The organism is Leptothoe sp. ISB3NOV94-8A (genome assembly GCF_043421595.1).
Classification (GTDB): Bacteria; Cyanobacteriota; Cyanobacteriia; order Phormidesmidales; family Phormidesmidaceae; genus Leptothoe; species Leptothoe turfae.
The window spans coordinates 4,977,592-5,003,513 of the sequence record NZ_JAXSQW010000001.1 but is presented as its reverse complement, the minus strand read 5'-3'; the positions used below and the strand labels follow the sequence as shown (position 1 = coordinate 5,003,513).

Sequence of the window (25,922 nt, the reverse complement as noted above, 5' to 3'; positions counted from 1 at the left end):
AGTAGCCTTGCTATCTGAAGTAGATGGCTTTCTGCTGAAGAGAGCTAATTACTCCGCAACAGCCATTGCCGTTGCATCTTCATCGGTGTAGACGTCGTCGTCGTCGCTAGCTTCAACTTCGCCAGCAGCGGCAGCGGCTTCAGCTTCAGCCGCTTTCAACAATTGTTGACGATAGCGCTCAGCCATTTCCTCGGCTTTCTCAAACACGATGTCAGGGTTCTTGACCATATCACCGGGTTCGGGCTCAAGCTGTTTGGTGGATAGTGAAATGCGGCCACGCTCAGCGTCAAGATCAATAATCATGACCTTGATCTCATCATTCACATTGAGCACCGTATTGGGCGTATCGATGTGATCATGAGAGATTTCAGAAATGTGCAACAGGCCGCTGACACCACCGATATCGATAAAGGCACCGTAGGGCTTGAGACCGCGTACTGCACCAATCACCACTTCGCCCACTTGCAGACCGTTCATCTTACGCTCAACTAACGCACGACGATGGCTCAATACAAGACGGTTTCGCTCTTCATCAACTTCAAGAAACTTAAGGGGAAGAGCTTCACCGACAAGATCTTCCTTAGGTTTGCGAGTACTGATGTGGGAACCGGGGATAAATCCGCGCAGCCCTTCAATTCTTACCAAAGCTCCACCACGGTTAGTGGCAAATACATCAGAGCGAACAGTAGCGTCCTCGTTTTGTAGCTGACGTACACGCTCCCACGCTCGCATATATTCAATGCGTCGAATGGAGAGGGTTAGCTGGCCATCTTCATTTTCATCTGTCAAGATAAAAAATTCACGAGTCTCATTGGACTGAAGCACCTCATCCGCAGCTTCGACACGATTGATTGACATCTCTTGGATGGGCAAATAAGCAGCGGTTTTTGCACCAATATCAATCAAAGCGCCCCTAGGCTCGATGCTAAAAACTGTCCCAGGAACGATATCACCAGGACTGAAATGGTAATCGTACTGATCTAATAAAGCTTCAAAGTCTTCATGAGTAAAACCAATATCGGCTTGTGTCGTTTCAAGATTGACCATGCTAGATGTTTCCTACGGTTTCTCCATAATTGAGTGGACATGTTGTGCGTCTGTGTGCCGCCCCTACATTGATCCAGATTTTATCTCAGACAAGGCTAGGGCATCACTCAAAATGCGCTACCGTTAACCCTTTACTAAATAGCTCTGAGTGGTCAGACTCCTAGATAGATTGCTAATTGCTATCTAAAATGCTGACATGAACCTGAACTGGGCTCAGGACTTAGAGCCTTGCAAAGCAAGTAATACTAACACACATGAGGGCTCGACACGGAAACCCGTACCGAAAATTAGCAAACTACACAAACCTTCGCAAGACTATTTATGATAAGTGAATTTAGTCCTGCTGTCACTGACTATTAATGTATTGATGTAGGCTTATTTCTTGAGAATTGTATTTGCAAGGGGCTACATCCTACACGGTTAATGCCGAACCGTTACGATTACCGTTGGTTATGTAGGGCTGGGTTTCGGTCGTTGCATCGTCCGCTTGTAAGTGGTTGAGGGCATCTGCAAAGTCTCGAATGCCAGTAAATTGACGATATACCGATGCAAAGCGGACATACGCAACTTCGCTTAAGGGTTGGAGCTGCTGTAAAACAAGCTCACCAATGTCTGCACTAGCAATTTCTCTGGTTGTGCGCTGCTGTAGGTCTGCTTCGATATTGTCAACGATGGTTTCTAAACGACTGGCTTCAATGCCTGTTTTTTCGCAGGCTCGAGCAATGCCTCTGAGGAGTTTGGAGCGATTAAATAATTCCCGATTGTTATTGCGCTTAACCACAGTGATGGGCACATATTCAATGCGCTCATAGGTGGTGAACCGACTATTGCACTTGAGGCACTCCCGACGACGTCGAATGCTACGGCCAGATTCTGCCGATCTCGATTCTAAGACACGATTGCTGGGATGCTGGCAAAAGGGACACTGCATAAACCACTAAACCCAAAATCAGTGAAGTGAGGGCCGCTTTAGTCAGCGGCCCGCTTATTAGACCACGCTTAAAACAAAAATAGAGGCTAACTTCGCTAAATGCAAAGAAGTTAGTACCTCTATTATGTCATCCAGACTCTGTTAGGTAACAGATATGCTAGTTGCCAAGCTGGTTCAATGATTGATTTGGGCTTGGCAATCGAACATCTTTAGTCTTTTTTGATCCGGGGGGGCTCACGAAATGCGATCGCAAAAAAGAGCGTACCGATAATACAGGTGAAAATCAGAATGTAAGCAACACTTTCCATGGTTTCGTCCTACTCAATTTACAGTCAGTTCCACTGCTATAGAAACAAGCAATGGTTGCCATTGGTTACTACCATTATTCCAAAAAAATGGCCCAGCGTAATCCATTCGCTGGGCCATTTCCTTAGCCTAAGACTCGTACTTAACGATTTGTTGCACGAGTAGTCGTGTCTCCAACCTTCTGGAAGAAGCCCCACTCAACCTGCTCCTCAGAGAGGTCGGGGTCAATACCAGCGAATACGTCGCGGTATAGAGTCCGGGAACCATGCCAGATGTGGCCAAAGAAGAACAGCAGTGCAAACACCGCGTGGCCAAAGGTAAACCAACCGCGAGGACTAGAACGGAATACACCGTCAGACTCTAGAGTCTCAAGGTCGAATTCGAAAGGCTCACCTAGTAAAGCCTTACGGGCGTAGCGCTTAACCCGAGCGGGATCCTTGATAGTTTGACCATCTAGCTCACCACCGTAGAAAGAAACGGTTACACCAGTCTGCTCAATACTGAACTGAGACTCAGCACGTCGGAACGGAATATCCGCACGAACTACACCGCTGGAGTCAGTCAAGATCACTGGGAAAGTCTCAAAGAAGTTGGGCAAACGACGAACAGAAAGCTCACGACCCTCAGCATCTTTGAAGACAGGATGGCCAAGCCAGCTAGTTGCAATCCCGTCACCACTATCCATAGGACCTACGCGGAACAAACCACCCTTAGCAGGGCTGTTGCCAACATAGTCATAGAAAGCGAGCTTCTCAGGAATATTCTGATAAGCTTCAGTACGGCTTAGTCCGTCAGCCATGTCGGCCTGTACACGGCGCTCAATCTCTTGTTGGTAATAACCAGAGTCCCACTGATAGCGGGTAGGGCCAAACAACTCAACAGGAGTAGTCGCGTTGCCGTACCACATGGTGCCAGCCACTACGAATGCTGCAAAGAAAACAGCGGCAATACTACTGGATAGTACCGTTTCGATGTTACCCATACGCAACGCCTTATAAAGACGCTGAGGTGGGCGCACCGTCAGGTGGAATAGGCCTGCCACAATGCCGACAATACCAGCGGCAATGTGGTGAGCCACAATACCACCCGCATTGTAGGGGTTAAATCCAGCAGGACCCCATTCAGGAGCGACGGGTTGAACGTGCCCAGTGATGGCATAGGGGTCAGATACCCACATACCAGGTCCCCAGACACCGGTTAGATGGAATGCTCCGAAACCGAAGCAAAGTAAACCAGATAAGAACAGGTGAATACCGAACATCTTAGGTAAGTCCAAAGCGGGCTCACCAGTTCGGGGGTCACGGAATAGATCCAAATCCCAGAAAACCCAGTGCCAAACTGCTGCTAAGAACAGTAGGCCAGATAGCACGATGTGTGCCAGTGCAACGCCTTCAAAAGACCAGAAGCCAGGATCAACACCTGTCTCACCAGTCACACTCCAACCGCCCCAAGACCCGGTTACACCGAGGCGAGACATGAAGGGAAGAACAAACATTCCCTGACGCCACATGGGGTTCAGGGCAGGATCACTTGGGTCAAATGTAGCAAGCTCAAACAGGGCCATAGAGCCAGCCCAGCCTGCCACAAGTGCAGTATGCATTAGGTGTACAGAAATCAGTCGTCCGGGATCGTTAATAACGACTGTATGTACCCGGTACCAGGGTAGTCCCATTGACTACGCGCCTCCTCCTAGTTTGGAAATGTTAGCCGTACATTAAAATACCGATACAAACAGGCTACCAGATCCCCCCATTGACTCCAAAGGCAAGCCCCAATGAATTGCTATTTAGCAGTGAAGAAAACTGGAGATGATGGACAGATAGCCTTATGCGGTAATGAATCCAGACGATTCCCGACGGACTAATCCACTCAAATCCAAAGATTAAAGTGTATAAAGAAGTGTAACTAGAGTTCATAATCCAATGCAAGCTGAATTGCTTGGGATTGTGACACTCGCGGCATTCTCGACGTTATAGCGATTGCTTTTGGAGCCCTTCGATGCCCACTATTAAGTTTGTTAAAGAAGATGTTGAGGTCACAGCGGCGGATGGAGCGAATCTACGTCAGAAGGCGATAGATAACCGCGTTGATGTCTATACATTCACTGGCAAAATGATGAACTGCGGTGGATATGGTCAATGTGGTTTATGTGTCGTTGAAATCACTGAAGGGTTAGATAACCTATCTCCGCGTACTGCAGTGGAAGAAAAAAAACTCAAAAAACGTCCTGGTAACTGCCGCTTGGCATGTCAGACGCTGGTCAATGGACCGATTAGTGTGGTGACTAAACCGAAGAAGAAAAAGTGATGCATCGAATGCATTCAGTTGATTTATCGGGATTTAGTTAGCTTTTGAGCTAGCTGTATCGCTAACTTCAATTCACAAAGCTGTGGCTTCATTGAGTTGAACCAGAGTGATATGCTTAGCCATGTGGTTTGTTGTTGAGAGAGATAATAGCTGAGTCCTATGGAAGTTAATAATCTGGGGTTTGTAGCCAGCATCCTTTTCGTGTTTGTCCCAACCGTATTCCTGCTTATTCTTTACATTCAGACTAAAGAATAGTAGATGGGTCAACATGGCAACAGTGAGCTCAGCTTTCTGTTGATACCAAGCCGAAAGCTTTTTTGTGCAGAAGCCGATCGTCAGACTAAATGAGCATTTTTGTTTATTTATATTGCGCTTAGTCTATTGCGGACTTTTGCAGATACTTAGAGCAGATATTAAATATCTCAGGCTAGCTGTTTTAAGGCTAGGTATGGGTACTGGCCATGGCTAAGTACCCATTTTTATGGTTCCTTATACCCTGCTGTAGGCTTGCCATGCTTGCCAAAATACATAGGTGGCTAAAACGCACAGCAGGATACGAAATAATACGCTAACAACCTGTTCTGGCAGTTTGGGTAAAAAACGAGTGCTGATTTGGACGCCCACCAGACCACCTAGGCCCAGGCTCAAACCAGCTCCATAGACGATATCTCCCTTAAGGCTGTTGTGGATGCAGGCAACACATGAGGTCAGAGCAATGACGGCCAAGCTATTACGGACAGCAGTTTTCATGCCGGTATTCATCAGTAATATCTGTAAGGGCACCATCACGACGCCGCCGCCCACACCGAACAAACCGGCCATAAACCCTGAGGTGCTACCGGTAATTAAACGAGCGGGAATGGGAGGGATCTGATTGGGGGGCTGGACTGTGGTCGCCACCCGCTTCTTTAAGCTAACCAGGTAGATATTGGCTAGCAGCAACATGCCAAATGCGGCTCGTCGCCAGTGTTCGGAAAGTAATTCTCCAAACTCTGTGCCTATGATGACTAGGGTGGCTGCTGGGATTGCCAACAGCACAACTTGGTTGGGCTGTAGGTAACCCATGCGCCAGTTTTGAAAACTGCCTGTGGTGGCTGTGATTAAAATAGCGAACAAACTGGTGGCAGCTGCTTGGTCTACATTGATGCCAAATAACAGCAATAAAGGCACCATCAGCACACCGCCACCAATACCCAGCAGTCCCGCTAATACCCCTGCAGCTAAGCCACCTAACGTTAACAAGACACTATGGGGAAGGGGCATGGGTGGATGAAGTAGACAATTTCAGCATTTTCCCACAGTTGTTGGGATGATGAATGCCTAGGTCATGCAGAGAAAATATAATTATGGCAGGGGTCCCAACGGCTATTTGCTGACCCTGGGGCCGTATCGCTTAGGACTGGTTCAGGATCGGCTCTAGGTTAATGTATTGCTCAACGGTATTGGCCAGTTCGTTTAGCGTAGAATCCCGCTGGTCGCGGTAATTAGCAATGCCAGTGGGTAAAGACCCCAAGCCCCGCTGCTGTCTGAGGCGATTTAGCCAGGCTCGTCGCCAGGGTCCATTATCAAAAATGCCGTGTAAGTAAGTGCCCCACAGGGATTCAGTTTCGTCGACGATACCCAGGCTGCGATCGTCGAAAATGGGCTGGAACTTAGGCCCTGGTTCACCACCTTCAGGGGTCATCACTAGCTGAGTACGCCCGTGGTGAATCTCGTAGCCATTGACGGGTAAGCCCTCTTGGGGGTACTTCGAGCTTACAGACCGCTGACGTGCCACTTTGTTTTGGGTAATCACTGTGCGCAAAGGCAGAATGCTCAGACCCCTAAAGCGGCCTTCTTGACCTTCTAGACCTTCTGGGTCAGCTAGCATTTGTCCCATTAGCTGGAAGCCACCGCAAATACCGAGGACTGTGCCTCCTGCTGCTGCGTAGTTTTGAATTGCCTCAGCCATGCCGGTGCGTTGCAAAATCAGCAAGTCAGCAATGGCTGTTTTGGTTCCTGGCAAAATCACAGCGTCGGGATGTCCCAAATCATCCTTAGGACTGAGATACCTGACATTAACTGAGGGTTCAGCCTCTAGAGGATCAAAATCTGTGAAGTTAGAAATCCTGGGTAGGCGAATAACCGCGATATTGAGTTCGGCGGATTGTTTTTCCACAGGGCGGTCCATGAGGGAAACGGAGTTTTCTCTAGGGGACGCGCTTTCAATCCAGGGGATCACACCCAGAACTGGAATGCCTGTGCGCTTTTCTATCCAATCAATGCCCGGCTGAAGCAGACTCTTTTGACCGCGAAACTTATTGATAACGATGCCTTTGACCAGCTCACGTTCATCGGGCTCTAGTAGCTCAAGGGTGCCGACGATATGGGCAAAGGCTCCACCCCGATCAATGTCAGTAACCAATATTGTCGGAGCTTTTAGGGCTTTGGCCACTCGCATATTAGCGAGATCTCGCTGTTTGATATTGATTTCGGCCGGGTTGCCGTCTCCTTCACAAATCAGTAGGTCAAATTCTTGGCCCAAGCGCGCCAGGCTTTCTTGTACTGCTTGCCAACCGGTTTCAAAATAAGTCTCGTAATAGTGGGTCGGCGTGGTTTGGCCAACGGGACGACCTTTGATGATGACCTGAGATGCTTGGCCGTTTTGAGGTTTTAGCAGGACTGGATTCATTTCGGCCTGCGGAGAGACACCTGCTGCCCAGGCTTGTACTGCTTGGGGATAACCGATTTCAGCGCCGTTAGCGGTGACGTAGGTGTTAGGGGCGGTATTGTGTCCCTTGAAGGGAGCTACTCGCCAGCCACGACGGCTCAACATACGACAAAGTGCTGTGACGAGTAGAGATTTCCCTGCGTGGGAGGTAGTACCCACTACCATAATGGCCTTCATGCTAGAGCGTCTCCCGGTTTAATTGAATTTTTAGTGATTGCAATATTGAGTTGAGATAGATAACTGAAATAACGGCTTTTCGATACAAGGTTTGGGAATTGTGATGTATAAGACTAGAAACTTGAATAAGTAAGGTGAGTAGTGAATCCTGAAACTTAACGTGTTGGCAGGCTGCTGTGGTGTGGGTAAAGCTTAACAGCAGTTGTGTTGAGGATGCTCATCACTTGCTGATAGGTCAGTTGGTGGTTAACCATCCGCACTATTGCTTAAACTTACCCAAACTTCATTACTTAGACATCGTAACTTTTGCGCACTGTCGCAGCTGTAGACGATAGTCTCAAAATTTACCTGGCTACGATAGCCAAGTCGGTAGTCTTAACCAACGGTTTCTGGCATTGAGTAAATAATCCAGGGGGCTCCCAGTGGAATCCGGACGACCTGCTGCTTCCCATTGTTCTACGAGTTGGCGGCCAATGGGTGTCAGACGAAAGCTGTCGGTCAAGCCTTGGCCATCGACTTCGCGACGGACGATGCCGACGGTTATTAACCAGCCCAGATGATTGTCGGCGGCTACTTCGGAGAGGGGCTGGCGTGTGTAACCGCTGAGCATGCCACGTGCGTCCATAATGGCACGTAGGGGAACGCTTTGCGATCGCATCGTCGCTAGCAGCTTCATATAAAACGGGGCACAGCGCACAGCTCGCTTGGCGCGAGTCAGGGTTTTGGGGGAGAGGGGCAGAGATGTCGAAGTCATGGGCAAATCGTCAATTGGCAGTAGGCAATGGGGGGGCAGATATTGGGTAGGGTGGGCACTGCCCACCCTACTACGCAATTATTCTTCTTCGGTCTCAATAGTTGCGGTACCCATAGTTTCTTCAGTATCCCTGTTTAACCCATTCGCTGCATCTCCCGCTTCATTAACTGGGAAACGATTGAGCAGGTGGGCTGCCTGGCGAGCGGTTGATTTAACAGTGCTGGGCAAAAATGGTACGTGGGGAATTTGGGCCAATATATCGAGGGTGCGCCGCAGAATTCGAACGACATCCCCTTCGTCAAGACTGGTGTTTTGGCAAAGCTCATTCCATTCGGTTTCTAACGCCCATGTTTCCACCAGCGCAATGAGATTCCATTCCAGGGATACTGGCAGGGTGACCTGGTAGCGCCGCTGCTGCTGAAATATTTGACGCCGTGTGGAACGCAGACCTTCTAAGGCTGCTGTAACAGCATGAGATGTGCGGTATCGGGTCCAGGTATCGGGGCGGGTGATTTCGGTGACAATGGCTGCGCAAGCAGCGGCAAACTGATGGGGCGGCAGATGATCAAATTCACCAGAGCCCAGGGCCAAGGCTATCCACAGCTCATTTTCTCCTCGAATCGCGGCGGCCATTTTGCCAAAATTGGTCGGCTGGTTATTTTCTAAACCGCCAAAATTTTCAAGAATGGCCATCAGATTGAGGAATTCTTGCCAATAGCGACCTGCATATTTGTTGTATTTGGCTTTGCGATCGCTCAGCTCAGCTTCCAGGGTTGAAAGCCGCTGTTGCTTTTTCAATAGGGTTTTGGGCTTGCCAAATTGATTGAGGGGATGACTGTCTAACTTGGCCTCTACAGAGAGCATGCGATCGCGCTGTTCTTTGACCTCCGGTGCGAGCTCATCCAATGTCGGTAACTCTTGGGGAACAGCTTGAGCTACCGTAGCCGTGGTTTCATCGCCAGGGCATTTGTTGCCCGCTTTCATGGTGAGAGCATCAGGTGGAATCAGGTGATCCACCGCAGCGATGCGCTCATATTTTTCATACAGCGCAAAAACATCGCGGGGAGCTGCCATGAGCCATTGGTTATCACCGGTCAGACATACTAGATAGGGCACCTTGTTTGGCCCCTGTAATTTAGTGACCAATACCGCTGGTATCGGGTTGGCGACGGGGATATGTTTTCCCTTGAGGGATAGAACTGTGCCTGCGATCGCAAAGTTGATCACCGTGTGTAGATCGCCAGTCAATGTTTCCGTGGCCTGCTGATCCAAAATTTTCAGCAGTCGACGTTCCTCCCGCAGGTGTTCCTTTAATTTGGCATATTCGGCAATTTGCCCATCGCCAACGGCTGCCAACTGTTCACGAATCAGCTCAATATTATGCTCTACATCATTAATGGCCTGTTGTTGGGGCGTCAGATGCAGGGTGGAAAGATATTGACCAAAACTGCGTTCGACTAGATCGCGGGTCTCCTCCAGGGAATGGGTTTGGAGTAAATTCAGCACCATGCCATAGCTAGGGGTGAACTGACTGACCAGTGGGTCTGGTTTAGCCAGGGCTAAATAGCCAGCTTCCCTGGCCCCCTCAAAGGGAGTTTCTACGGTAACCACATGGCCTTCTACATCCATGCCCCGTCGCCCTGCCCGTCCTGCCATTTGCAAAAATTCTGAGGCATGGAGCAGCCGATGACCGCTATCGGTGCGCTTTGACAAACTAGAAATCACTGTGGTGCGCGCAGGCATATTGATGCCTGCTGCCAGGGTCTCGGTGGCAAAAACAACCTTGATCAATCCTGCCTGGAAGAGTTCTTCCACCAGACCTTTCCACGCAGGCAAAAGGCCTGCATGGTGAGCGGCAACTCCTCGATAAAGCGGTTCTACCTGGCCCGCCCGAGCCGCTTCCGGATTAGCAGTTAAGAATTCATCAATCCGCTGTTTGAGAGCTCGGGTTTCTAAAGGGTTAACCAAAGAAAGGCTACTAATGCTCTGTACCGCCTTGTCACATCCTTTACGGCTAAAAATAAAGAAAATGGCTGGCAGCATATCCTTTTGCTGGAGCTGGGCAACCAGAAATTCATTGCCAGCAGTCATGGCCTTTTTCTTTTGCCCCTTCTGGCGGCGAGGGGGCTTGCGATGTTTTTTAAGCCGATCGTGGAGAGCCGTTTTCTTGCTATTTAGGAGTGGAAAGATGCCTTTACCCGTTCCAAAATGCATATTGAGGGGAACAGGGCGAAAGTCAGAATAAATCAGCTGACTGGGGCCATGAATCTTCCCAATCCAGTCGGTTAGCTGATCGCCATTGGCTACGGTGGCTGACAGCCCCACCAGTTGAATTTCTGGGGGGCAATAAATAATCGACTCTTCCCAGACAGTGCCACGTTGGCGATCGTTCATATAGTGGCATTCGTCCAGAATTACCGCCTGCACATCCTGAACGGCATCCCCAACTTCTCCCATGGTGGTGCCATAGAGCATGTTGCGAAAGATCTCCGTGGTCATCACCAGAATGGGGGCATCCCGATTGATGGACATATCCCCTGTGAGTAGACCCACCTGGTTATGGCCGAACTGCTCACGAAAATCCCGCAGTTTTTGATTCGACAGAGCCTTGAGCGGTGTGGTGTAAAACACCCGTCTATTGAAGTGAATCGCTCGGTGGATTGCATATTCACCCACCAAGGTTTTACCGGAGCCAGTGGGGGCACAGACGATTACGGACTGTCCTTTATTAAGCGCCTCAATAGCGTCGATTTGAAACGGATCGAGCTGAAACGGAAATAAATTTTCAGGTGCTAGGACCAAAACCTGGAAAGACCTTTACGTAATTGGGGAGTTTGACCACCTCATTGTGCCAGAGGAGTGTGGATGTTGGGAGAATTAATAGTAGGTATAGAGTTTAAGGCAAAATGTTTGTCAAAAGATAGGGGGCAAGAATTTAGGGGGCAATATCTCCTGATTCCCTGCACCTCCACCTAACCCAGATTTCTAAACTATAAGTTGATATCCATGATATGTGCCTAGTATCTAAACGAATTAGATAAATCCATGATGAAGAAATAGACAACCACTTTAATCACTAAGACTTGAGCCGCCTGATGTTGTCATCGGACAGCTTTCCTGCTGCCAAGTTTTTGAATCATTAGGGAACTTGGGCGGGTGACCTCCGATATGGCGGGGTTGCCACAAGGCGCAGCCCCTACGAGATTAGGCGCAGCCCCTACAAGATTGTCGATGAAAGACGATTCGTGACAATCTCCCGAGCGGTCTCAATCTACTGGTAAATGGTCTCCAGGCTGTACTATGGACTCAGCGAAATCCCTGTCGATCTGCTCTGGTCAACTGCCGTCTACCCATGTCCCATAAACTCCTATTTATTAGCAACGGCCATGGAGAAGATAACCATTCTTCCCACATTATTCGTAGTCTTTGGGAGCTAGAGCCGGAGCTAAATATTGCGGCTATTCCAATTGTGGGTCAGGGCCATGCCTATCGCAACATTAATGTCCCTATTGTGTCACCGACGCTGACATTACCGTCGGGAGGGTTCACGTATACTAATCGTCTGCGACTGCTCAGTGACATTCGTGCTGGGTTACTAACCTCGACGTTGCGACAGATTCAAGCCGTACGAAATTATGCCCCCAGCTGTGATTTAGTGTTTGCTACCGGAGATGTGGTTGGGCAATGTTTTGCCTATATTAGCGGTAAACCCTTCATTTCATTTACCTCATCGCTGTCTGCCATGTACGAGGGAACGCTCAAGATTGACATGGTGCTCAAGGCAGTGCTTAAGTCTCCCCGTTGTTTAACGCTGTTCTCGCGGGATGCTTACACGGCTAAAGACTATCAAAAACAGGGATTGGCTAAAGCCCAGTTTGGGGGGATTCCGTCTCTTGATCGGCTAAAGCCAAAGGGCAAAGACTTACAGCTGGATGTTGCTCGACCGATGATGGCCCTACTACCGGGCTCGCGAATGCCCGAAGCTATGCACAATCTGAAATTGCTTTTGGGGTTGGTGGTGGAAATTGCCAAACTCAATCCTCAAGTTCAGTTTTGCGCTGCTTTAGTGCCTGACGTTATGGCCTCTCTAGAGACCATTTCGGCTGCTGATATTGGCTGGCATTGTGCTCCAGGCAAACTGACTTATGTGGTGGATGGTGAAGTAATCGCCACTGTCCTATGCTTTAGTGATGCGTTTAGTGACATTGTTTGCCACACTGATCTGGTTTTAGGTATGGCCGGTTTAGCGGTGGATCAGGCCATGGCCATTGGTAAACCCATTTTACAAATTCCTGGACCCGGTCCCCAGTTTACCTATGCTTTTGCTGAAGCCCAGGAGAGACTGTTAGGCCTTTCTGTGAAAACGATTGGTACTAAGCCAGCAACGTCGGCCATCTTCAAAGAAGCTGCCCAGTATGCCGTCAAGACTATCCAGGATGAGGCGTATATGAAAGCCTGTGTTGCCAATGGTCAAGAGCGATTTGGTCCGTTTGGTGCGTCCTATCGCATTGCCAAAGTGGTGCTAGATACTTTGGAAAAGCTGGATGCTGGAGTGATTGTGGCAGCTTGAGGGTGCGATCGCACCTGCTTGTCAAGTATTGTGAGTTTTGAATTTGAGTTAATGACACTATGGTCCAACGACAGCGCTCAGTTTATTGGCAACTGCTGCCTTTTTTAAAGCCCCAGTGGCCACTGTTTTGCTGGTCGTTTGTGTTCATTGTTTTTTATGTACTGACCACAGTTACGCTACCTTATCTGGCGAGTCAGGTAACTTACTACATCAGTCAGGGACAGGTTTCGAATATTGCCAGGTGGTTAGGGCTGACCACCATGGCGTTCTTAATTCAAAACTTGTTTCAATATGGGGAGAAAGTTTTTTCGATTCGTGCTTCCCTAGCATCGGTACTGGAGTTGAGAAAAAAAGTCTACGCCCACTTACATCGCCTCAGCATTGATTATTTCGCGACTGCTAAAACGGGTGATCTTTCCTATCGTTTGACTGAGGACATTGATCGGATTGGCGAAGTTATTTATAAGATGTCGCAGCAGTTTATCTCCTGCGTCTTGCAGCTAATTGCCATTCCCATCTACATGTTTTATCTCAACTGGCCCCTTACCCTGGCAGGCTTTTTGATTGCACCGTTGATGGCCTGGCTAATTGGCAGCTTTGGCAACCGCATGTTAGCCCTCTCTCGCCGCAGTCAAAATGAAATTTCTAATCTCTCTTCTTTATTGACTGAGGTATTAGGCAACATCCGAGTGGTCAAAGCGTTTGCTGCTGACGACTATGAAGTGGGCCGCTTTAGCAAGGTGGCCGATGAGAATCGCATTGCTAAATATCGCACTGAGCATCTGACTGCAATTCAATATCCCGTGGTGGGCTTTTTAGAAGCAGTCAGCATTATGTTTTTGTTTTTGCTAGGCGGTTGGCAAATTGCGCTGGGGAATTTACAACCAAAGGAGTTTGTGAGCTTTTTGGTGGCTGTAGCCTTGTTAATCGACCCCATTAACTTAGTGACGCAGCACTATAACACTTTTAAACAAACTGAAGCCTCTGTTGAGCGAGTATTTGACATTTTTGCAGAGGAGCCCAGCCTGAGTGAGCGACTGAATGCTCAAGACTTGCCGCCGATTACGGGTAAAGTCGAGTATCGTAATATTGACTTTGCCTACACGCCTGGCAAGCCAGTGTTCAATAATCTTTCACTGTTTGTACAGCCAGGAGATGTGGTTGCTTTAGTGGGACCATCAGGGGCTGGAAAAACAACCTTGGTGAATCTGCTAGCGAGATTTTACGATCCGCAAGCTGGCGAGATTTTAGTTGATGGTACCAATGTGCGAGATGTGACTTTAAAGAGTCTACGTCAGCAGATTGGTATTGTTCCCCAGGAAACAACATTGTTTTCAGGCACCATTGCGCAGAATATTGCTTACGGTCAGACGAATCTGGATTATGACGCTATTGAAGCAGCTGCAAAGATTGCCAATGCCCACAATTTTATTGAACAATTCTCCCAGGGGTATCAAACCTGGGTAGGAGAACGCGGCGTTAATTTATCCGGTGGTCAGCGACAGCGCATTGCCATTGCCCGAGCAATTTTGTTGAATCCACGTATTTTGATTTTGGATGAAGCTACATCGGCATTGGATTCTGAATCAGAAGCCTTAGTGCAAGAGGCTCTGGAGCGAGCGATGGAGAATCGGACGGTATTTGTGATTGCCCATCGGTTGAGTACGGTGCGCAAAGCGGATCGAATACTGTTTATTGAGAATGGCCAGATCGCTGAAGCAGGTACCCATTTTGAACTGTTAGAAAAGCGTGGCCGATATGAACAGTTTTATGCACAACAGTTTAAAGAGTAAGAGTCCCCACCCTGCTGCCCCTTATCCATTGCTGAATTTTCTTAAACTCTGCCACTCTCCCATTAGGGGGCGTATAGCAATAAGTTCCAGGTTTTGACTGTAGATGGGTAGATGGGAAAAAGGCATCCACTCATCCACCCATCCACCCGAATCATTTTGATGTCACATCAGCTTCAATGGCAATGTCTTAAAAAGGGGCAGATTGCTGAGGTGGGAATGCTTGAACGCTATTGGAAAAGGGACGCTGGTGGGTCGACTGTGCTCAGTCACGACGTTATATTAGGGCTATGTCAAAGGGCTTAACCATGGTTGCGGTATCGGCCAAGCGATTTACAACGGACGAGTTTCACCGGTTGGGTGAGCTGGGTTTCTTTGGTGATGGACCGGTTGAATTAATTCGGGGTGAACTGATTGAAATGGCTCCAAAGCGTACGCCCCATTCTGTGTGCAATACACGATTGGTGCGACGGTTGATTTTATTGCTGGGGGAGCAGGCTACGGTGCGGGGGCAGGAGCCGATTACGTTGTCGGATTATAGTGAGCCGTCGCCGGATGTGGTGTTAGCAAAATATCGGGAAGATGATTATTTGGAAGGGCATCCGGGAGCGGCAGATTGTTGGGTGGTGATGGAGATTTCGGACTCGACGCTGGGGTATGACCGTAGTACGAAACTTGCGCTGTATGCGGAGTCAGGGATCTTGCATTATTGGATCTTTAATTTGGTGAACCAGCAGTTGGAGGTTTACCGTGAGCCCTATGAGGATAGTCATGGGGAATATGGCTATCGACAGAAGGCGATTTACCTGGCAACGGAGCGGGTGGAGTTGCCAGTGGGGGAATGGTTGGAGTTGGCTGGGGTGTTTCCGTAGGGTGCCGTTAGTGTTAACGTAACGCACCGCATGGTTTTTACTCTTTACTGTTTTCTGAAGCGGGTGAGTTGTTTCTGTGCCCAGTCACGAAAGGTTTTGTCAGTGTCGTTGGCAGCTCGATGGTTTAATAGTTCAAGAGTTTTAGGGTGTTGGGAATATTGACGGACCAGTACCTGTAGAGCGATTTGACGTGGATTCTCAACAAACATTGATGACTCTCCTTCGAATGGATCGTTGAGAGTGATATGGCACCAAAAATCAAACAAATTTAGGTCGTCTTTCCATCCCCGTGCGAGTTCTTGCACCGCGCTGCGACGAACATCGTTATCGTCATCATGTTGAGCGCGGTCTTTGAGCAACGGTAAGGTGTCAGGGTCGTCTTTCCATCCCCGTGCGAGTTCTTGCACTGCGCTGCGACGAACATCGTTATCGTCATCATGTTGAGCGCGGTCTTTGAGCCACGGTAAGGTGTCAAGGTCGTCTTTCCATCCCTGTGCGAGTTCTTGTACCGCGCTGCGACGAACACTCCAGTTGTCATCATGTTGAGCGCGGTCTTTGAGCAACGGTAAGGTGTCAGGGTCGTCTTTCCATCCCCGTGCGAGTTCTTGTACCGCGCTGCGACGAACACTCCAGTTGTCATCATGTTGAGCGCGGTCTTTGAGCAACGGTAAGGTGTCAGGGTCAGATAATCTTGCCTTAGCAAACCCTTTAACTATGACTTGGGGGGTCTTTGAAAACTCATCTAAATTTATCAGCGTTTTCAGGATTTGATATTCATGGTCATATAGCTCCCACAATATTTCTGATACATCACTGGCCGCATCTTCATCTAAAAGGTAAGGGTGTTGTTGCTTTGCTGCTTCCAAAAGTGTCTGAAACACCCGTTGATCGGCTTGAGTGATTTCATGACGGTTGCGAATCTCTAGTAAACAATAACTAGCTAGAAGCAGTGGCTGAATACCTGATGGCTTTAAATAAACTGAGAACCTGACGAGATTACTATAAAGATATAGTCCAGACGCTGAAGTATGGTCCCACAGGTTAGGCTTTGGTATATCTAAGAGGGCGTTGATGATATCTCCCACAAAATGGGGCTCAATTATCCCTGCAATCAACCGCAGCACTTCATCCCACGCTTCGTCCCTAAAATGCTCGCCGTACAGCTCATTCTTCAAATACTTAATATCAATCTTCTGTTCCTTCTCAAACTGCCGCACAAACTCTGCCGCACAGAAATATTCCAAAAATGTGCGATGAACAAATCCATAGCGGTCTGCCCCTAAATCACACAAAATAAAATTCCTGGTCCGCAGCTGGTCAATCATCACCCGCGCTACCGTCCGCGCCTGGCCCACCTCAATAGTCTTTAAATAGTCAATTAAAACCTGCTCCAAATCTTCCCGACTGATCACATTTCCCGCCAGTCCCGCTTCACAGGACTGCATGTGATAAGCCACCTTCCGCAGCATCGCCTGTTTATCTCGCACATCAATGGACCATTCCTTCAGCTGTTCATTTTCCAACAGCTTGGCTTCTACATCCCACTGATGCAGTAACACTTCTGATGCCCGCTCATACAGACGCGCCCGATCCCTCGGCAACTCCTGGTTCCGATTCAAAATCGCCATCATCGTCAACAACAGTGGGTTCCCTGCCAGATTCCGAATCGGCTTCGACTCCCCAATCGCCTTTTTCAGTCGGTCCCGCTTGCGTATCTTATCTGCCTCATCTGTAAACGTCAGATCGTGCCATCGCTGCACAAAGGTTTCGATCTGCTCATCATCCAGATCCTGCAACATGTAATGGTGAAAGTCTGCATTCCGCAACCTCTCTGCCTTATACCCCAACCACCGAGACGTGACAACAATCTGCACATCATAACTGTTACTAAAGCGATGAATATCATTCACCACTTCCTCTCGCAACACCGGGTCAAAGACTTCATCCACCCCGTCAAACAAGACAATGGCATTGCCACTTTTCAGCAGCTTATCCAACTCATTTTGATTCAACCGACAGGCCGTATTTCCCTGGTGCCAATACTCTAAAAAATCACTGCATTTACCCGTCTGCTTATCCCGCCCATAGGTGCGCAGCTCAATCAAAATCGGTATGGGGCGATCTTTCAGCTCTCCTGGACTCTTCTCCGCCCAGCTTAGAGCCATATACTGCAACAACGTGGACTTTCCTGATCCCGGATCGCCCAAAATTACCACCAACGGCACCGGATTACCTTGAGCAGCAGGCAAATCTATCCCCTCCGGCGGTTCCAATCCCACTACATCCACCACCGACTCAATGGGGCGATCCACATAAGCCTTACGGCTACGTTCCATGACCTCAGCTTCTAAAATGGCTTCATCAATCGCCCCTTCCGCCTGTAGTCGCCGCAGTTCTTCTTTAGGTAGCTCATAGAGCTGGGGTGTAAACTCCTGAGACTGCCGCACATTCTGCGGAATAAACATCCGCCACAGCCGCAAACTATTGTAGGCCGCCCCTGTAGTATCCAGGGAGTCTAACCGCAAGTTGCCAAACTTTTCCCGCAGGGTTTCTTGGTACTGTTTCAGGTCAAAGTCTACTGGCACACCGGCAATGGCTTCCAGGCTAATTTTTTGAGCTTCAGCCAGATATAGCTCTAACTGACGGCCCAGGTCTTGATCTTGCCGAATAATGACCTTGACCTTACGGCTATACTGTTTGGCCAAATTCTCCCAATCAATATCATGGGCTAATTCGCCGACAGGGAGAGTTTCCCACTTGGCCGCCAGCACATCTCCATTGATACCTTTAGACTCCGGATCAAACGCCTGCACCAGCAGATGCCTGACCTCTGGATCTTCTAATAATTGCTTGAGGGGTTTTTGATACTGATGGCGCACCAGTGCCTCAGGTAGCCCCAGCACCACCAACTCTTCCTGAAATAAATATAAAAATTCTTTTAGGGTCTTAGCTATACCTTGCTTCAGCGCATCAGGCGCACCAAATTTACTAGCATCAGCAATGCGCTCTTTGAAAAAATCTTTCGCGTATTCCTCTAATGTTTCCTTCGCCAGCTTGCCCAGGACTTCCTTCGCTAAAAACTGTCCTGCCGCAATTGCCCCAGCTAGCACTAACGCTTCAGCCATTGTGTTTTTCCAAGAACCCTATCTTGTTGAATATGGCACATTTCAAACAAAATGGTGCAATTCAAATAGCCAAAATCTCTCGACGTAAATTGATAAAAATGCATGGTGTACATTTATGCGATTAAAATTTACCGTTCAAAGATTGTCATCTCTATAAAAAATGTTAAGGATGTTGGGTTTTGCGGGCTCAACGCCAACCTACAGATCCTGGCAAAGCGTACAGCAGCAACACCCGCTTGACTCATCGATCTGGGGCTGATAGCCTACACAATAAGCAACTGACCCAGTTGTTTTTCGCACCCAAAAAATTAGCTGCGCGAGATGGCGGTGCTACCAACACCACCACCCCGCTAACCCTTCCAACTGCTACTACCAGTTGGTGAGCTGTGAGCATTTTACAGCCACCCTGATTTTAGTTGCAGGGTGGCTAACTTTTTGGGGGCTTTCCTCCCTGTCGTCTCATGGTTAAACACCCACAAAGGAAAACGCCCCTATGACCTTCTCAAACCAGGCACCCCCAACGGGTATGCCGCCCAGTCTACCTGCCGACTTTTCCAGCAGCCTGCCTCCAGGCAGCTCCATTCGCCATATCCTGCTCGGTCACCCCAGCCACATCCGCCAAACCATTCACCTGCTGCACAATCTACGGTACGTAGAAACCAGCCAGTGGAGTCCCCTGATTGAAGTGCCTGACAATCGGCTGATCCTGAGGCCAGAGCCGGACGACGTTATTAGTATGTTGGTGCGGCGGTTGTAGACCTGTGCAATGAGCCAGAGGCTCAGTGGCGGTGCTCAGTCAGAGACTGGGCACCAGGATCAAAGTTCGGTGCTGTTGTGTGGACTCCAGACTTTATTGTCGATCAAGTTTAGCTGAATAGCACACCCATAAAAATGTTGTGCCGAAGAGATGAAAAAAATTGCAACACAACTGTCACAGCCATACCCACAATACTTTATTCACCTCTAAAAATGGCTATGAGTACTGTTTTATACTAACTTTATGGGCATCATCTGGCTTTTGATTAAGGCCTCTTGGGTTAGCGTCGCTGTGGCCATTGTGGCTGGCCTCATTAGTGGTGGCTGTAGTGCAAGACTTATTGCTTTGATCAATACTGCTATTCAGCAAAATATACCTCAGTCTCTATTGGTTCCCTTTGCCGGTTTGACTCTTCTTGTTCTTTTTTCCGGTAGTCTTTCTCAATTTTTACTCATTGACTTGGCCCAGGATTCTGTCTATCAATTACGCCTCAATCTCAGTCGGCGCATTTTGGCAGCTCCCCTCAGACAACTAGAGCACCTGGGGCCTAATCGACTTCTTGCTGTTTTAACTGAAGATGTGCAAGCCATTTCTAACACTGTTTTTATCATTCCATTCCTTTGTATTGATATCGCTATCATTGGTGGCTGTTTGATATACCTGGGTGTGCTTTCGGGGTGGTTATTTTTGGCCGTGATTATCTTTTTGATTATTGCCATTGCTTTAGTGCAGATTCTCATTGGTTATGCCCATCACTATCTGAAGCGCACGCGCAAAGAAATGGATCGTTTATTAAAACACTTTCGCTCCATTACCGATGGCATCAAAGAACTGAAACTTCATTCTGTGCGTCGCCATAACTTTTTAGATAATGACCTTACGACCAGTGCTGGGGCTGCTTGCCATTATCAAAAGACGGCTTTAAAAATCGGAGCTGTTGCCAGTAGCGGAGGGCAACTCTTATTTTTTGTACTGGTCGGGTTATTAATTTTTGGTTTACCTCAAGTTGTGCCAGATGCTAATGCTGTCTTATCTGCTTATATTCTTACTTTGACGTATTTGCTGGGTCCCATCAACAATCTTGTGCAACAGTTACCGAACCTGGCTATTGCTGATGTGTCTATTAAAAAGGTGAATGAGATGGGGCTAGCTTTGTCGGCCCATGCTGAATTGGATACGGTGACACGACAGCCTGCGATCGCAACCTGGCACACCCTAAAACTGCAACAAGTAATCCACACCTATCAAAGTAAAGACACCGAGCACCCGTTTACGGTTGGCCCGATTGATCTGACGCTGACGTCAGGAGAATTAGTCTTTATTGTCGGCGGCAATGGCAGTGGCAAGTCTACCCTGGCTAAGCTGATTACTGGGCTATATATGCCTGAGTCAGGGGAATTGTCCCTGGACGGTACCCCCATTATTGACACTAATCGTGAATGGTATCGACAACATTTTTCTACAATCTTTTCAGACTTTTATCTATTTGAGCGCTTGGTGAGCCTTGAGAACGATACGTTAGACAGTCAAGCTCAAGCCTATTTGAAAACCTTGGAACTAGAGAAAAAAGTCTCAGTGAATGACGGACAACTTTCTACCACCGAACTCTCCCAAGGACAGCGTAAACGGCTGGCGTTGCTCGGTGCCTATTTAGAAGACCGTCCCATTTATTTATTCGATGAATGGGCGGCAGACCAAGATCCCGTTTTTCGTGAGATTTTTTACACGCAGCTACTGGCTGACCTTAAGCAACGGGGTAAAACCCTCTTGGTCATTAGCCACGATGATCATTACTTTCACCTGGCTGACCGCATTATCAAGCTTGACTATGGCCGCATTGAGTCAGACGGTGCGATCGCACCTTAGGTACCTGAACCCAATAACAAATACCCAATAACTGACACCCAATCACCCATCAACTACCTTCATAGGCCATTTGCCAGAAGTCCTTTTCTAATCTAGCAATGGTGAGAAATGCAGTTTCAGCCTGAGCTTGAGTGGTCTCGTCTGTATCTTGCAAAGCACTGTCAGCCTGTTGAGCCAGCAGCTCGACATAGGTGGTAAAGGCAGCATTACCCCAGCGGTCAGCAAATTCTGCATAGGGAGCGGGCATGGGGCTATGACCTTGCCAACCCTGGTTATAGGCCAGTTCAATGGCCCAAAAAGCAGTGGCTTTAACAGGATAGGGCTGTTGGGTCAAGCCTGCCATAAATTGGCAGTAGGTTTTACACGTGGGCTGTAGTGCCTGGTTGAGGTTGAGCTGACGTTCGGTCGCCTTGGCCTGAAACCAGGTCAGTTCGTCTTTTAGGGCGATGATGCCCCCCAACAAAATATCTAAGTGAGCGGTGGGAGCTGCCTGGATTAGGTTGGCTGCAAATCGTGTGAATTCAATGACAAAATGGTAATCCTGTACCAGCCAGGTGTTAAATTGTGCGGCTTGGATCGAGCCCTGCTGGCATTGGGTGAGAAAGGGGTGCACAGTGGCAGCTTGCCACTGGTTTGGGTATTGGGTGAGGAGCTGTTGACAGGTGAGGGGCATGGGGGAGAACTGAAGGAATCTGTCAGAAATGTTTGAACTTAACGTTAACGAGAGAGATGGTTGTCTAACCATTCAATAACATCGTCCATGACCTGATTGCGGTCTAGATCATTATGGGGCTCATGGTAGCTGCCAGGATAAATTTTGAGGGTTTTGTCTGACGTGATGCGTGCAAAAATTTCTTCGCTACCTTTGACATCATTGACTTTGTCAGCACTGCCATGGACTAGCAAAATCGGCACCTGTAGCTGGGCAATATTGCGACGGACGGTTGCGATCGCAACCAAACATTCTGTTCCCCACCGCACTGTTGCCATGGAATGGGTGAGCGGATCGTCCTCAGTTTGATTCACAATGGCCGGATCGCGCGATAGGGTTTCTGCCCCAGCCCCCACATCCATCGAAAAGCGAGGCCAAATGCCAGACAGCGCTCGGGCAATCACCACTAGGTAGGGCTTGGCAATGCCTACGGGTCGGATGGGCGGACCGCTAATGATAATCCCTGTCAACCCTTGGGGGGCATTGAGCGCAAAGTCTAGAACAATCAACCCGCCTAGACTATGGCCTAGAACAAACAACGGCAGATTAGGCTCATGCTGCCGTACTTGAGTCAGGAAGGCCCTGACGTTATCGCGGTAATCTTGCCAACGGTTAATATGGCCGCGCTGCCCCTCAGACCGACCATGACCCTGGTTATCAAAGCCAAAGATGGCATAGCCTGCCTGGGTGAGGGCGGTGGTGACGGTGGAGTAGCGATCGCAATGCTCGCCAAATCCATGTACCAGCGCCAATATTGCCTTGGCAGTCCCTGATGGATACCACGCCTGATAAAACAGCGAAAGCCCATTGGCACCGCAAAATCTATTTTCGAGTTGAGGCACTTGGATTGTAGTCATCCTGGGAACATGAGCGGACAGTTGTCTACTTATCTGTAATGTTACAAAACATTGCAGAGTCTGATTTTACAGGATCTCAACGGTGCCCTGTTGGCCATCAATCCGCACTCGCTGACCTGTGCGCAATCGCTGGGTCACGTCGGTCACATCCATCACTGCTGGAATCCCATATTCCCGAGCCACGATGGCTCCGTGGGAAAGCTGTCCCCCGACTTCGGCGATTAAGCCACCTAAGTTTGCCAGCAGAGGGGCCCAGCCCGCATCGGTATAGGGCACCACTAAAATCGTGTTTTGGTCGATGGGCACCGTAGTGTCCAATGTGTTAAGCACTTGGACTTTGCCCTCTAGAGTGCCCGGACTTGCCCCGATACCTGTTAACAGACGTCCAGTTTGTATAGGTGTCCTAGGGGCGGTAGACAAAGTGATGGGGTCTTTGCCGTAAACCAAATATGGAGGTTTCCATGCACCATCTATCTGACGTTGTTGACGACGAATAGCCACTGAACTAAGAAGGCTTCTATCTTGATCATAGACGGTCAAGCTGGAGGATGTCCCCCATGTCTGAATCTCAGGCCAGGTCAGAAAAAAGATATCCCCCGGTTCCTGTAGGCTGTGGTCGCGAAGGTAGTGCTGTTCTAACGCTAAGAAACAAGCCCTCAATTCCGCTAATAATCGGTTATATACTTCTGCAATGTTGCCTTTTAGATCCAGGCGAGTTTGTACCTGGCGTTGTTTCCAATTGGGTTTAGTAATAGTGCCCTTAGCCCCTTGGGTCGGTGCAGGGGGTTGTTTCAAGAATGTGACTAAGAGTGCTCTGATCGGAGCTGGTTGTTCCTGCCAGATCGGTACTGAAATATCTGTTGCTACCTCACTGAGATAACCATAGGATGCCAGAAAGTTATCGAGTTGCTCAAAGAGTGGGGCGCTATCGGGTAGTTGGGCCAATGCGTGTAAACACTCTTCGCTATCGTCAGGGACAGTTTCTAGCTGTGGGAGTAAACCAGCATGCTGTCGGGCGATGTCTTTGATAGCCTCAACTGCTGCAAGTTCTGGATTAGAACGATAATTGAGCTGTGCACTATCCACTGTGAGAATTGCCTTACAGAGCGCAAAACCCAGTGGTCCCAAAATGTTATAAAGCGTTGCTCGTTTCAGCAAAGACAAAATACTTTCTATCTGTTGTTTTATGTCTTCGGGGGAGAGTGTATGGGGCGATTTAAGAGAGTGTAGCCCAGGCTGAAAATGTGTTTGATAATCTCGTTTAAAATCTTTGGCTAATTGCCATTCTCTGGTTGCTAGTTTTAGGAGCCCTGGTAAATTCCGTAATGTGGCAGCTAGAGGCGGACGGCTAAACTTTGCGCCACGGGTCAGAAACTCTAAACTTTCGGCAGGCAGACCCATGCGGCTAAAAATATCTCCCAGGAGCGTAGCATTAAAGTACGCATGGGAACGATGAAGCATCGCCGTTTGTGAGAAATCTAAGCCAGCTGCCCGTTGCCCCAATACCAGAGTGAAGAGATCTCCCCAAACACCACAGGTGAGGGGCTGATTGATGGACCAGGTCAGGGGATGAATCACACCGGGAATCACCTCAGCTGCAATTTTGCGAGTCCAGAGGGGCCTTAATGTGGTGATTGGGCGACTTTGCAACACCCATATGTGTTCGCCGTCATAGGTCCATTCCACATCCTGGGGAATATCACCAAACCGTTGTTCCAGGTGGCGGGTTAGATAGGCAATTTGTTGAATCAGACGCGGGGGGATGGATTGACCAACTTGAGGTAGAGACGTGCCATGGCACGTCTCTACCTCCGTGGAGGATTCCTCATTTGGATCCATTGGTAAATCAACCGCGTCCGACAATTGCCAATCATCCCCAGATTGCATATCTTCTGGCGTAATTGTCACATGGTATCGCTGCGGTGTAATTTGCCCAGAAACAACCCGACTGGCCGGACCTGGCAGTGCCTCAATCACCACATCATGACCACACCGAGCAATCGGGTCACGACTAAAGGCAACACCGGAGATCACCCCCTGAATTTGCTGCTGCACCAGAACGTTCATGGAGGCTTCAGAAAGCCCCAGATCCTGTCGATATTTGACGGCACTGGGGCGATTGTAGGCTTGGAAGCATGTTGCGATCGCACCCTCCAACCCTGCCTGGCTGACCACATCTGTCACCGACACATACTGCCCGGCTGATGACGCACCTAGACCGTCTTCCCCCACGGCTGAAGACCTTACCACCAGAGGCTGCTGGGGCGACGGCTGGCAAAGACCCAATAACGCTGACGGATCGTCCCCTGCTTGCAGAATGTAACCCATGGGCACCGGATACCCCCACGCCTTTAGCTGAGATAGAGTAGCCGCTTTATTCCCCACCTTAGTTGGGTCGAGCACCTGGTCTAGTGCCTGTAGGGCCGACTCGCCGCGAAAAAAGCGAAACAGCCGTCGCGATTCTGTCCGAGTGCCTTGGGTCGGCAGCTCCAAATCATCCGGCAGCTTCTGATAAATCCAGCCAATCAGACCCATTAAACAGGCCACCGCTGCCACGCGCATGCCATTGCCGTGAACCAATCCCGTGAGAACGGGCAGTAAAACTAATGCAAACATACGTCCCTGTTTTCGTTCTCGCAGTACTGTAAATGCCACCAAACTCAGCAGCCAGCCTAAAATTGCCACCAGCGGGTCGTAAACTAAAAAGCCCCAGCTTACGTTGGTCACCCCCGCACCTCGACTTAGCCAATAGCGTCCCATCACTAGCGCCATTAACGCCACCACTGGCCAGATCGGATCCCTTGGAAAAAAGTGCTGGGCCAGCAGTACCGCGCCAATCCCCTTAAACGCTTCCAGCGCCACAGCCCCCAACCCAACTACGGTGCCCCCGTGGTAAAACGCCGCTGACACCCCCACATTGCCGGTGCCCATCTGCGACAGCCGTTTTCCCGTGGCCAGCAACACCCACCATCCCGTTAAGGGCAGTCCCCCCCATAGCGGGCAAACTAGAAAAATCAAGAGTGCGCCCCAAACCTGTGCCATATGCTGCTCAGTCAAAGGTCACTTCTATCTGAGCACTAGTCGAGGACATTGTGGGTAATCCTTAAGCTCAGTCTTAGCAATGGGTTATTGATTGTAATC

The 25,922-nt window shown here is 49.0% G+C and carries 19 protein-coding genes; 7 read left to right on the top strand and 12 right to left on the bottom strand.

Annotation, left to right across the window (positions count from 1 at the left end):
• Positions 1 to 48: 48 nt before the first annotated feature.
• The 4 genes from SPB21_RS21320 to psbB form a co-directional block, all read right to left on the bottom strand.
• Positions 49 to 1,047 carry a 30S ribosomal protein S1 gene (locus SPB21_RS21320; RefSeq protein WP_163662857.1) on the bottom strand — a complete coding sequence of 333 codons (999 nt, stop codon included), beginning with the start codon at positions 1,045 to 1,047 and terminating at the stop codon, positions 49 to 51.
• A gap of 412 nt (positions 1,048 to 1,459) precedes the next feature.
• Positions 1,460 to 1,978: a transcriptional regulator NrdR gene (gene nrdR, locus SPB21_RS21315; RefSeq protein WP_163696910.1), complete on the bottom strand. Its 519-nt coding sequence runs from the start codon at positions 1,976 to 1,978 to the stop codon at positions 1,460 to 1,462.
• Between the two features lie 209 nt (positions 1,979 to 2,187).
• Positions 2,188 to 2,286: a photosystem II reaction center protein T gene (locus tag SPB21_RS21310; RefSeq protein WP_006516453.1), complete on the bottom strand. Its 99-nt coding sequence runs from the start codon at positions 2,284 to 2,286 to the stop codon at positions 2,188 to 2,190.
• A gap of 140 nt (positions 2,287 to 2,426) precedes the next feature.
• On the bottom strand, positions 2,427 to 3,956 hold the full coding sequence (gene psbB, locus SPB21_RS21305; protein ID WP_163662852.1) for a photosystem II chlorophyll-binding protein CP47: 1,530 nt from the start codon (positions 3,954 to 3,956) through the stop codon (positions 2,427 to 2,429).
• A gap of 326 nt (positions 3,957 to 4,282) precedes the next feature.
• On the opposite strand from psbB, the gene SPB21_RS21300 reads away from it, so the two are divergent.
• Together SPB21_RS21300 and psbM are read left to right on the top strand one after the other, a co-directional pair.
• Positions 4,283 to 4,591 carry a 2Fe-2S iron-sulfur cluster-binding protein gene (locus SPB21_RS21300; RefSeq protein WP_163662849.1) on the top strand — a complete coding sequence of 103 codons (309 nt, stop codon included), beginning with the start codon at positions 4,283 to 4,285 and terminating at the stop codon, positions 4,589 to 4,591.
• Positions 4,592 to 4,750: 159 nt separating this feature from the next.
• On the top strand, positions 4,751 to 4,846 hold the full coding sequence (gene psbM, locus SPB21_RS21295) for a photosystem II reaction center protein PsbM (RefSeq protein ID WP_006516450.1): 96 nt from the start codon (positions 4,751 to 4,753) through the stop codon (positions 4,844 to 4,846).
• Between the two features lie 234 nt (positions 4,847 to 5,080).
• Here the strand turns inward: psbM and SPB21_RS21290 are convergent, their stop codons facing one another.
• The 4 genes from SPB21_RS21290 to SPB21_RS21275 form a co-directional block, all read right to left on the bottom strand.
• The gene (locus SPB21_RS21290; RefSeq protein ID WP_490794161.1) at positions 5,081 to 5,854 is read right to left on the bottom strand and encodes a sulfite exporter TauE/SafE family protein; all 774 of its coding nucleotides are present in this window, start codon (positions 5,852 to 5,854) and stop codon (positions 5,081 to 5,083) included.
• A gap of 130 nt (positions 5,855 to 5,984) precedes the next feature.
• Positions 5,985 to 7,478, bottom strand: a complete 1,494-nt coding sequence (gene cobQ, locus SPB21_RS21285; RefSeq protein WP_163662843.1) for a cobyric acid synthase CobQ — start codon at positions 7,476 to 7,478, stop codon at positions 5,985 to 5,987.
• A 352-nt stretch (positions 7,479 to 7,830) separates the two neighbouring features.
• The gene (locus tag SPB21_RS21280; RefSeq protein WP_163662840.1) at positions 7,831 to 8,232 is read right to left on the bottom strand and encodes an Npun_F0494 family protein; all 402 of its coding nucleotides are present in this window, start codon (positions 8,230 to 8,232) and stop codon (positions 7,831 to 7,833) included.
• A gap of 78 nt (positions 8,233 to 8,310) precedes the next feature.
• Positions 8,311 to 11,034 carry a DEAD/DEAH box helicase gene (locus SPB21_RS21275; protein ID WP_499867655.1) on the bottom strand — a complete coding sequence of 908 codons (2,724 nt, stop codon included), beginning with the start codon at positions 11,032 to 11,034 and terminating at the stop codon, positions 8,311 to 8,313.
• Between the two features lie 550 nt (positions 11,035 to 11,584).
• Here SPB21_RS21275 and SPB21_RS21270 point away from each other — a divergent pair.
• The 3 genes from SPB21_RS21270 (at position 11,585) to SPB21_RS21260 (ending at position 15,464) form a co-directional block, all read left to right on the top strand.
• Entirely contained in the window at positions 11,585 to 12,802 is a 1,218-nt protein-coding gene (locus SPB21_RS21270) for a lipid-A-disaccharide synthase-related protein (RefSeq protein ID WP_163695776.1), read from the top strand.
• A gap of 59 nt (positions 12,803 to 12,861) precedes the next feature.
• On the top strand, positions 12,862 to 14,595 hold the full coding sequence (locus SPB21_RS21265) for an ABC transporter ATP-binding protein (protein ID WP_163662831.1): 1,734 nt from the start codon (positions 12,862 to 12,864) through the stop codon (positions 14,593 to 14,595).
• Positions 14,596 to 14,900: 305 nt separating this feature from the next.
• A complete protein-coding gene (locus SPB21_RS21260) occupies positions 14,901 to 15,464 on the top strand; it encodes a Uma2 family endonuclease (RefSeq protein ID WP_499867654.1) in 564 nt (187 codons plus the stop codon).
• 44 nt (positions 15,465 to 15,508) lie between these two features.
• Here SPB21_RS21260 and SPB21_RS21255 read toward each other — a convergent pair whose 3' ends face one another.
• A complete protein-coding gene (locus SPB21_RS21255; protein WP_499867653.1) occupies positions 15,509 to 18,589 on the bottom strand; it encodes an NACHT domain-containing protein in 3,081 nt (1,026 codons plus the stop codon).
• A 493-nt stretch (positions 18,590 to 19,082) separates the two neighbouring features.
• Here SPB21_RS21255 and SPB21_RS21250 point away from each other — a divergent pair, with 493 nt between their 5' ends.
• Both SPB21_RS21250 and SPB21_RS21245 read left to right on the top strand, forming a co-directional pair.
• Complete coding sequence (locus SPB21_RS21250; protein WP_499867652.1) at positions 19,083 to 19,346, top strand: hypothetical protein; 264 nt, start codon at positions 19,083 to 19,085, stop codon at positions 19,344 to 19,346.
• A 243-nt stretch (positions 19,347 to 19,589) separates the two neighbouring features.
• Positions 19,590 to 21,212, top strand: coding sequence for a cyclic peptide export ABC transporter (locus tag SPB21_RS21245; RefSeq protein ID WP_499867651.1), 1,623 nt, complete (start codon positions 19,590 to 19,592; stop codon positions 21,210 to 21,212).
• Positions 21,213 to 21,261: 49 nt separating this feature from the next.
• Here SPB21_RS21245 and SPB21_RS21240 read toward each other — a convergent pair whose 3' ends face one another.
• From SPB21_RS21240 to SPB21_RS21230, 3 genes are all read right to left on the bottom strand, one after another.
• Entirely contained in the window at positions 21,262 to 21,885 is a 624-nt protein-coding gene (locus SPB21_RS21240) for a TenA family protein (RefSeq protein ID WP_163662817.1), read from the bottom strand.
• Positions 21,886 to 21,929: 44 nt separating this feature from the next.
• A complete protein-coding gene (locus SPB21_RS21235; RefSeq protein WP_163695786.1) occupies positions 21,930 to 22,781 on the bottom strand; it encodes an alpha/beta hydrolase in 852 nt (283 codons plus the stop codon).
• 66 nt (positions 22,782 to 22,847) lie between these two features.
• Positions 22,848 to 25,823 (bottom strand): glycerol-3-phosphate acyltransferase, encoded by a 2,976-nt coding sequence (locus SPB21_RS21230; RefSeq protein WP_499867650.1) that lies wholly within the window; start codon positions 25,821 to 25,823, stop codon positions 22,848 to 22,850.
• Positions 25,824 to 25,922: the final 99 nt, after the last annotated feature.

What these genes read in the sequence shown, in the direction of transcription:
- SPB21_RS21320 (WP_163662857.1), bottom strand. Translation starts at nt 1,047, where the DNA reads ATGGTCAATCTTGAAACGACACAAGCCGATATTGGTTTTACTCATGAA.
- nrdR (WP_163696910.1), bottom strand. Translation starts at nt 1,978, where the DNA reads ATGCAGTGTCCCTTTTGCCAGCATCCCAGCAATCGTGTCTTAGAATCG.
- SPB21_RS21310 (WP_006516453.1), bottom strand. Translation starts at nt 2,286, where the DNA reads ATGGAAAGTGTTGCTTACATTCTGATTTTCACCTGTATTATCGGTACG.
- psbB (WP_163662852.1), bottom strand. Translation starts at nt 3,956, where the DNA reads ATGGGACTACCCTGGTACCGGGTACATACAGTCGTTATTAACGATCCC.
- SPB21_RS21300 (WP_163662849.1), top strand. Translation starts at nt 4,283, where the DNA reads ATGCCCACTATTAAGTTTGTTAAAGAAGATGTTGAGGTCACAGCGGCG.
- psbM (WP_006516450.1), top strand. Translation starts at nt 4,751, where the DNA reads ATGGAAGTTAATAATCTGGGGTTTGTAGCCAGCATCCTTTTCGTGTTT.
- SPB21_RS21290 (WP_490794161.1), bottom strand. Translation starts at nt 5,854, where the DNA reads ATGCCCCTTCCCCATAGTGTCTTGTTAACGTTAGGTGGCTTAGCTGCA.
- cobQ (WP_163662843.1), bottom strand. Translation starts at nt 7,478, where the DNA reads ATGAAGGCCATTATGGTAGTGGGTACTACCTCCCACGCAGGGAAATCT.
- SPB21_RS21280 (WP_163662840.1), bottom strand. Translation starts at nt 8,232, where the DNA reads ATGACTTCGACATCTCTGCCCCTCTCCCCCAAAACCCTGACTCGCGCC.
- SPB21_RS21270 (WP_163695776.1), top strand. Translation starts at nt 11,585, where the DNA reads ATGTCCCATAAACTCCTATTTATTAGCAACGGCCATGGAGAAGATAAC.
- SPB21_RS21265 (WP_163662831.1), top strand. Translation starts at nt 12,862, where the DNA reads ATGGTCCAACGACAGCGCTCAGTTTATTGGCAACTGCTGCCTTTTTTA.
- SPB21_RS21260 (WP_499867654.1), top strand. Translation starts at nt 14,901, where the DNA reads ATGGTTGCGGTATCGGCCAAGCGATTTACAACGGACGAGTTTCACCGG.
- SPB21_RS21255 (WP_499867653.1), bottom strand. Translation starts at nt 18,589, where the DNA reads ATGGCTGAAGCGTTAGTGCTAGCTGGGGCAATTGCGGCAGGACAGTTT.
- SPB21_RS21250 (WP_499867652.1), top strand. Translation starts at nt 19,083, where the DNA reads ATGACCTTCTCAAACCAGGCACCCCCAACGGGTATGCCGCCCAGTCTA.
- SPB21_RS21245 (WP_499867651.1), top strand. Translation starts at nt 19,590, where the DNA reads ATGGGCATCATCTGGCTTTTGATTAAGGCCTCTTGGGTTAGCGTCGCT.
- SPB21_RS21240 (WP_163662817.1), bottom strand. Translation starts at nt 21,885, where the DNA reads ATGCCCCTCACCTGTCAACAGCTCCTCACCCAATACCCAAACCAGTGG.
- SPB21_RS21235 (WP_163695786.1), bottom strand. Translation starts at nt 22,781, where the DNA reads ATGACTACAATCCAAGTGCCTCAACTCGAAAATAGATTTTGCGGTGCC.
- SPB21_RS21230 (WP_499867650.1), bottom strand. Translation starts at nt 25,823, where the DNA reads ATGGCACAGGTTTGGGGCGCACTCTTGATTTTTCTAGTTTGCCCGCTA.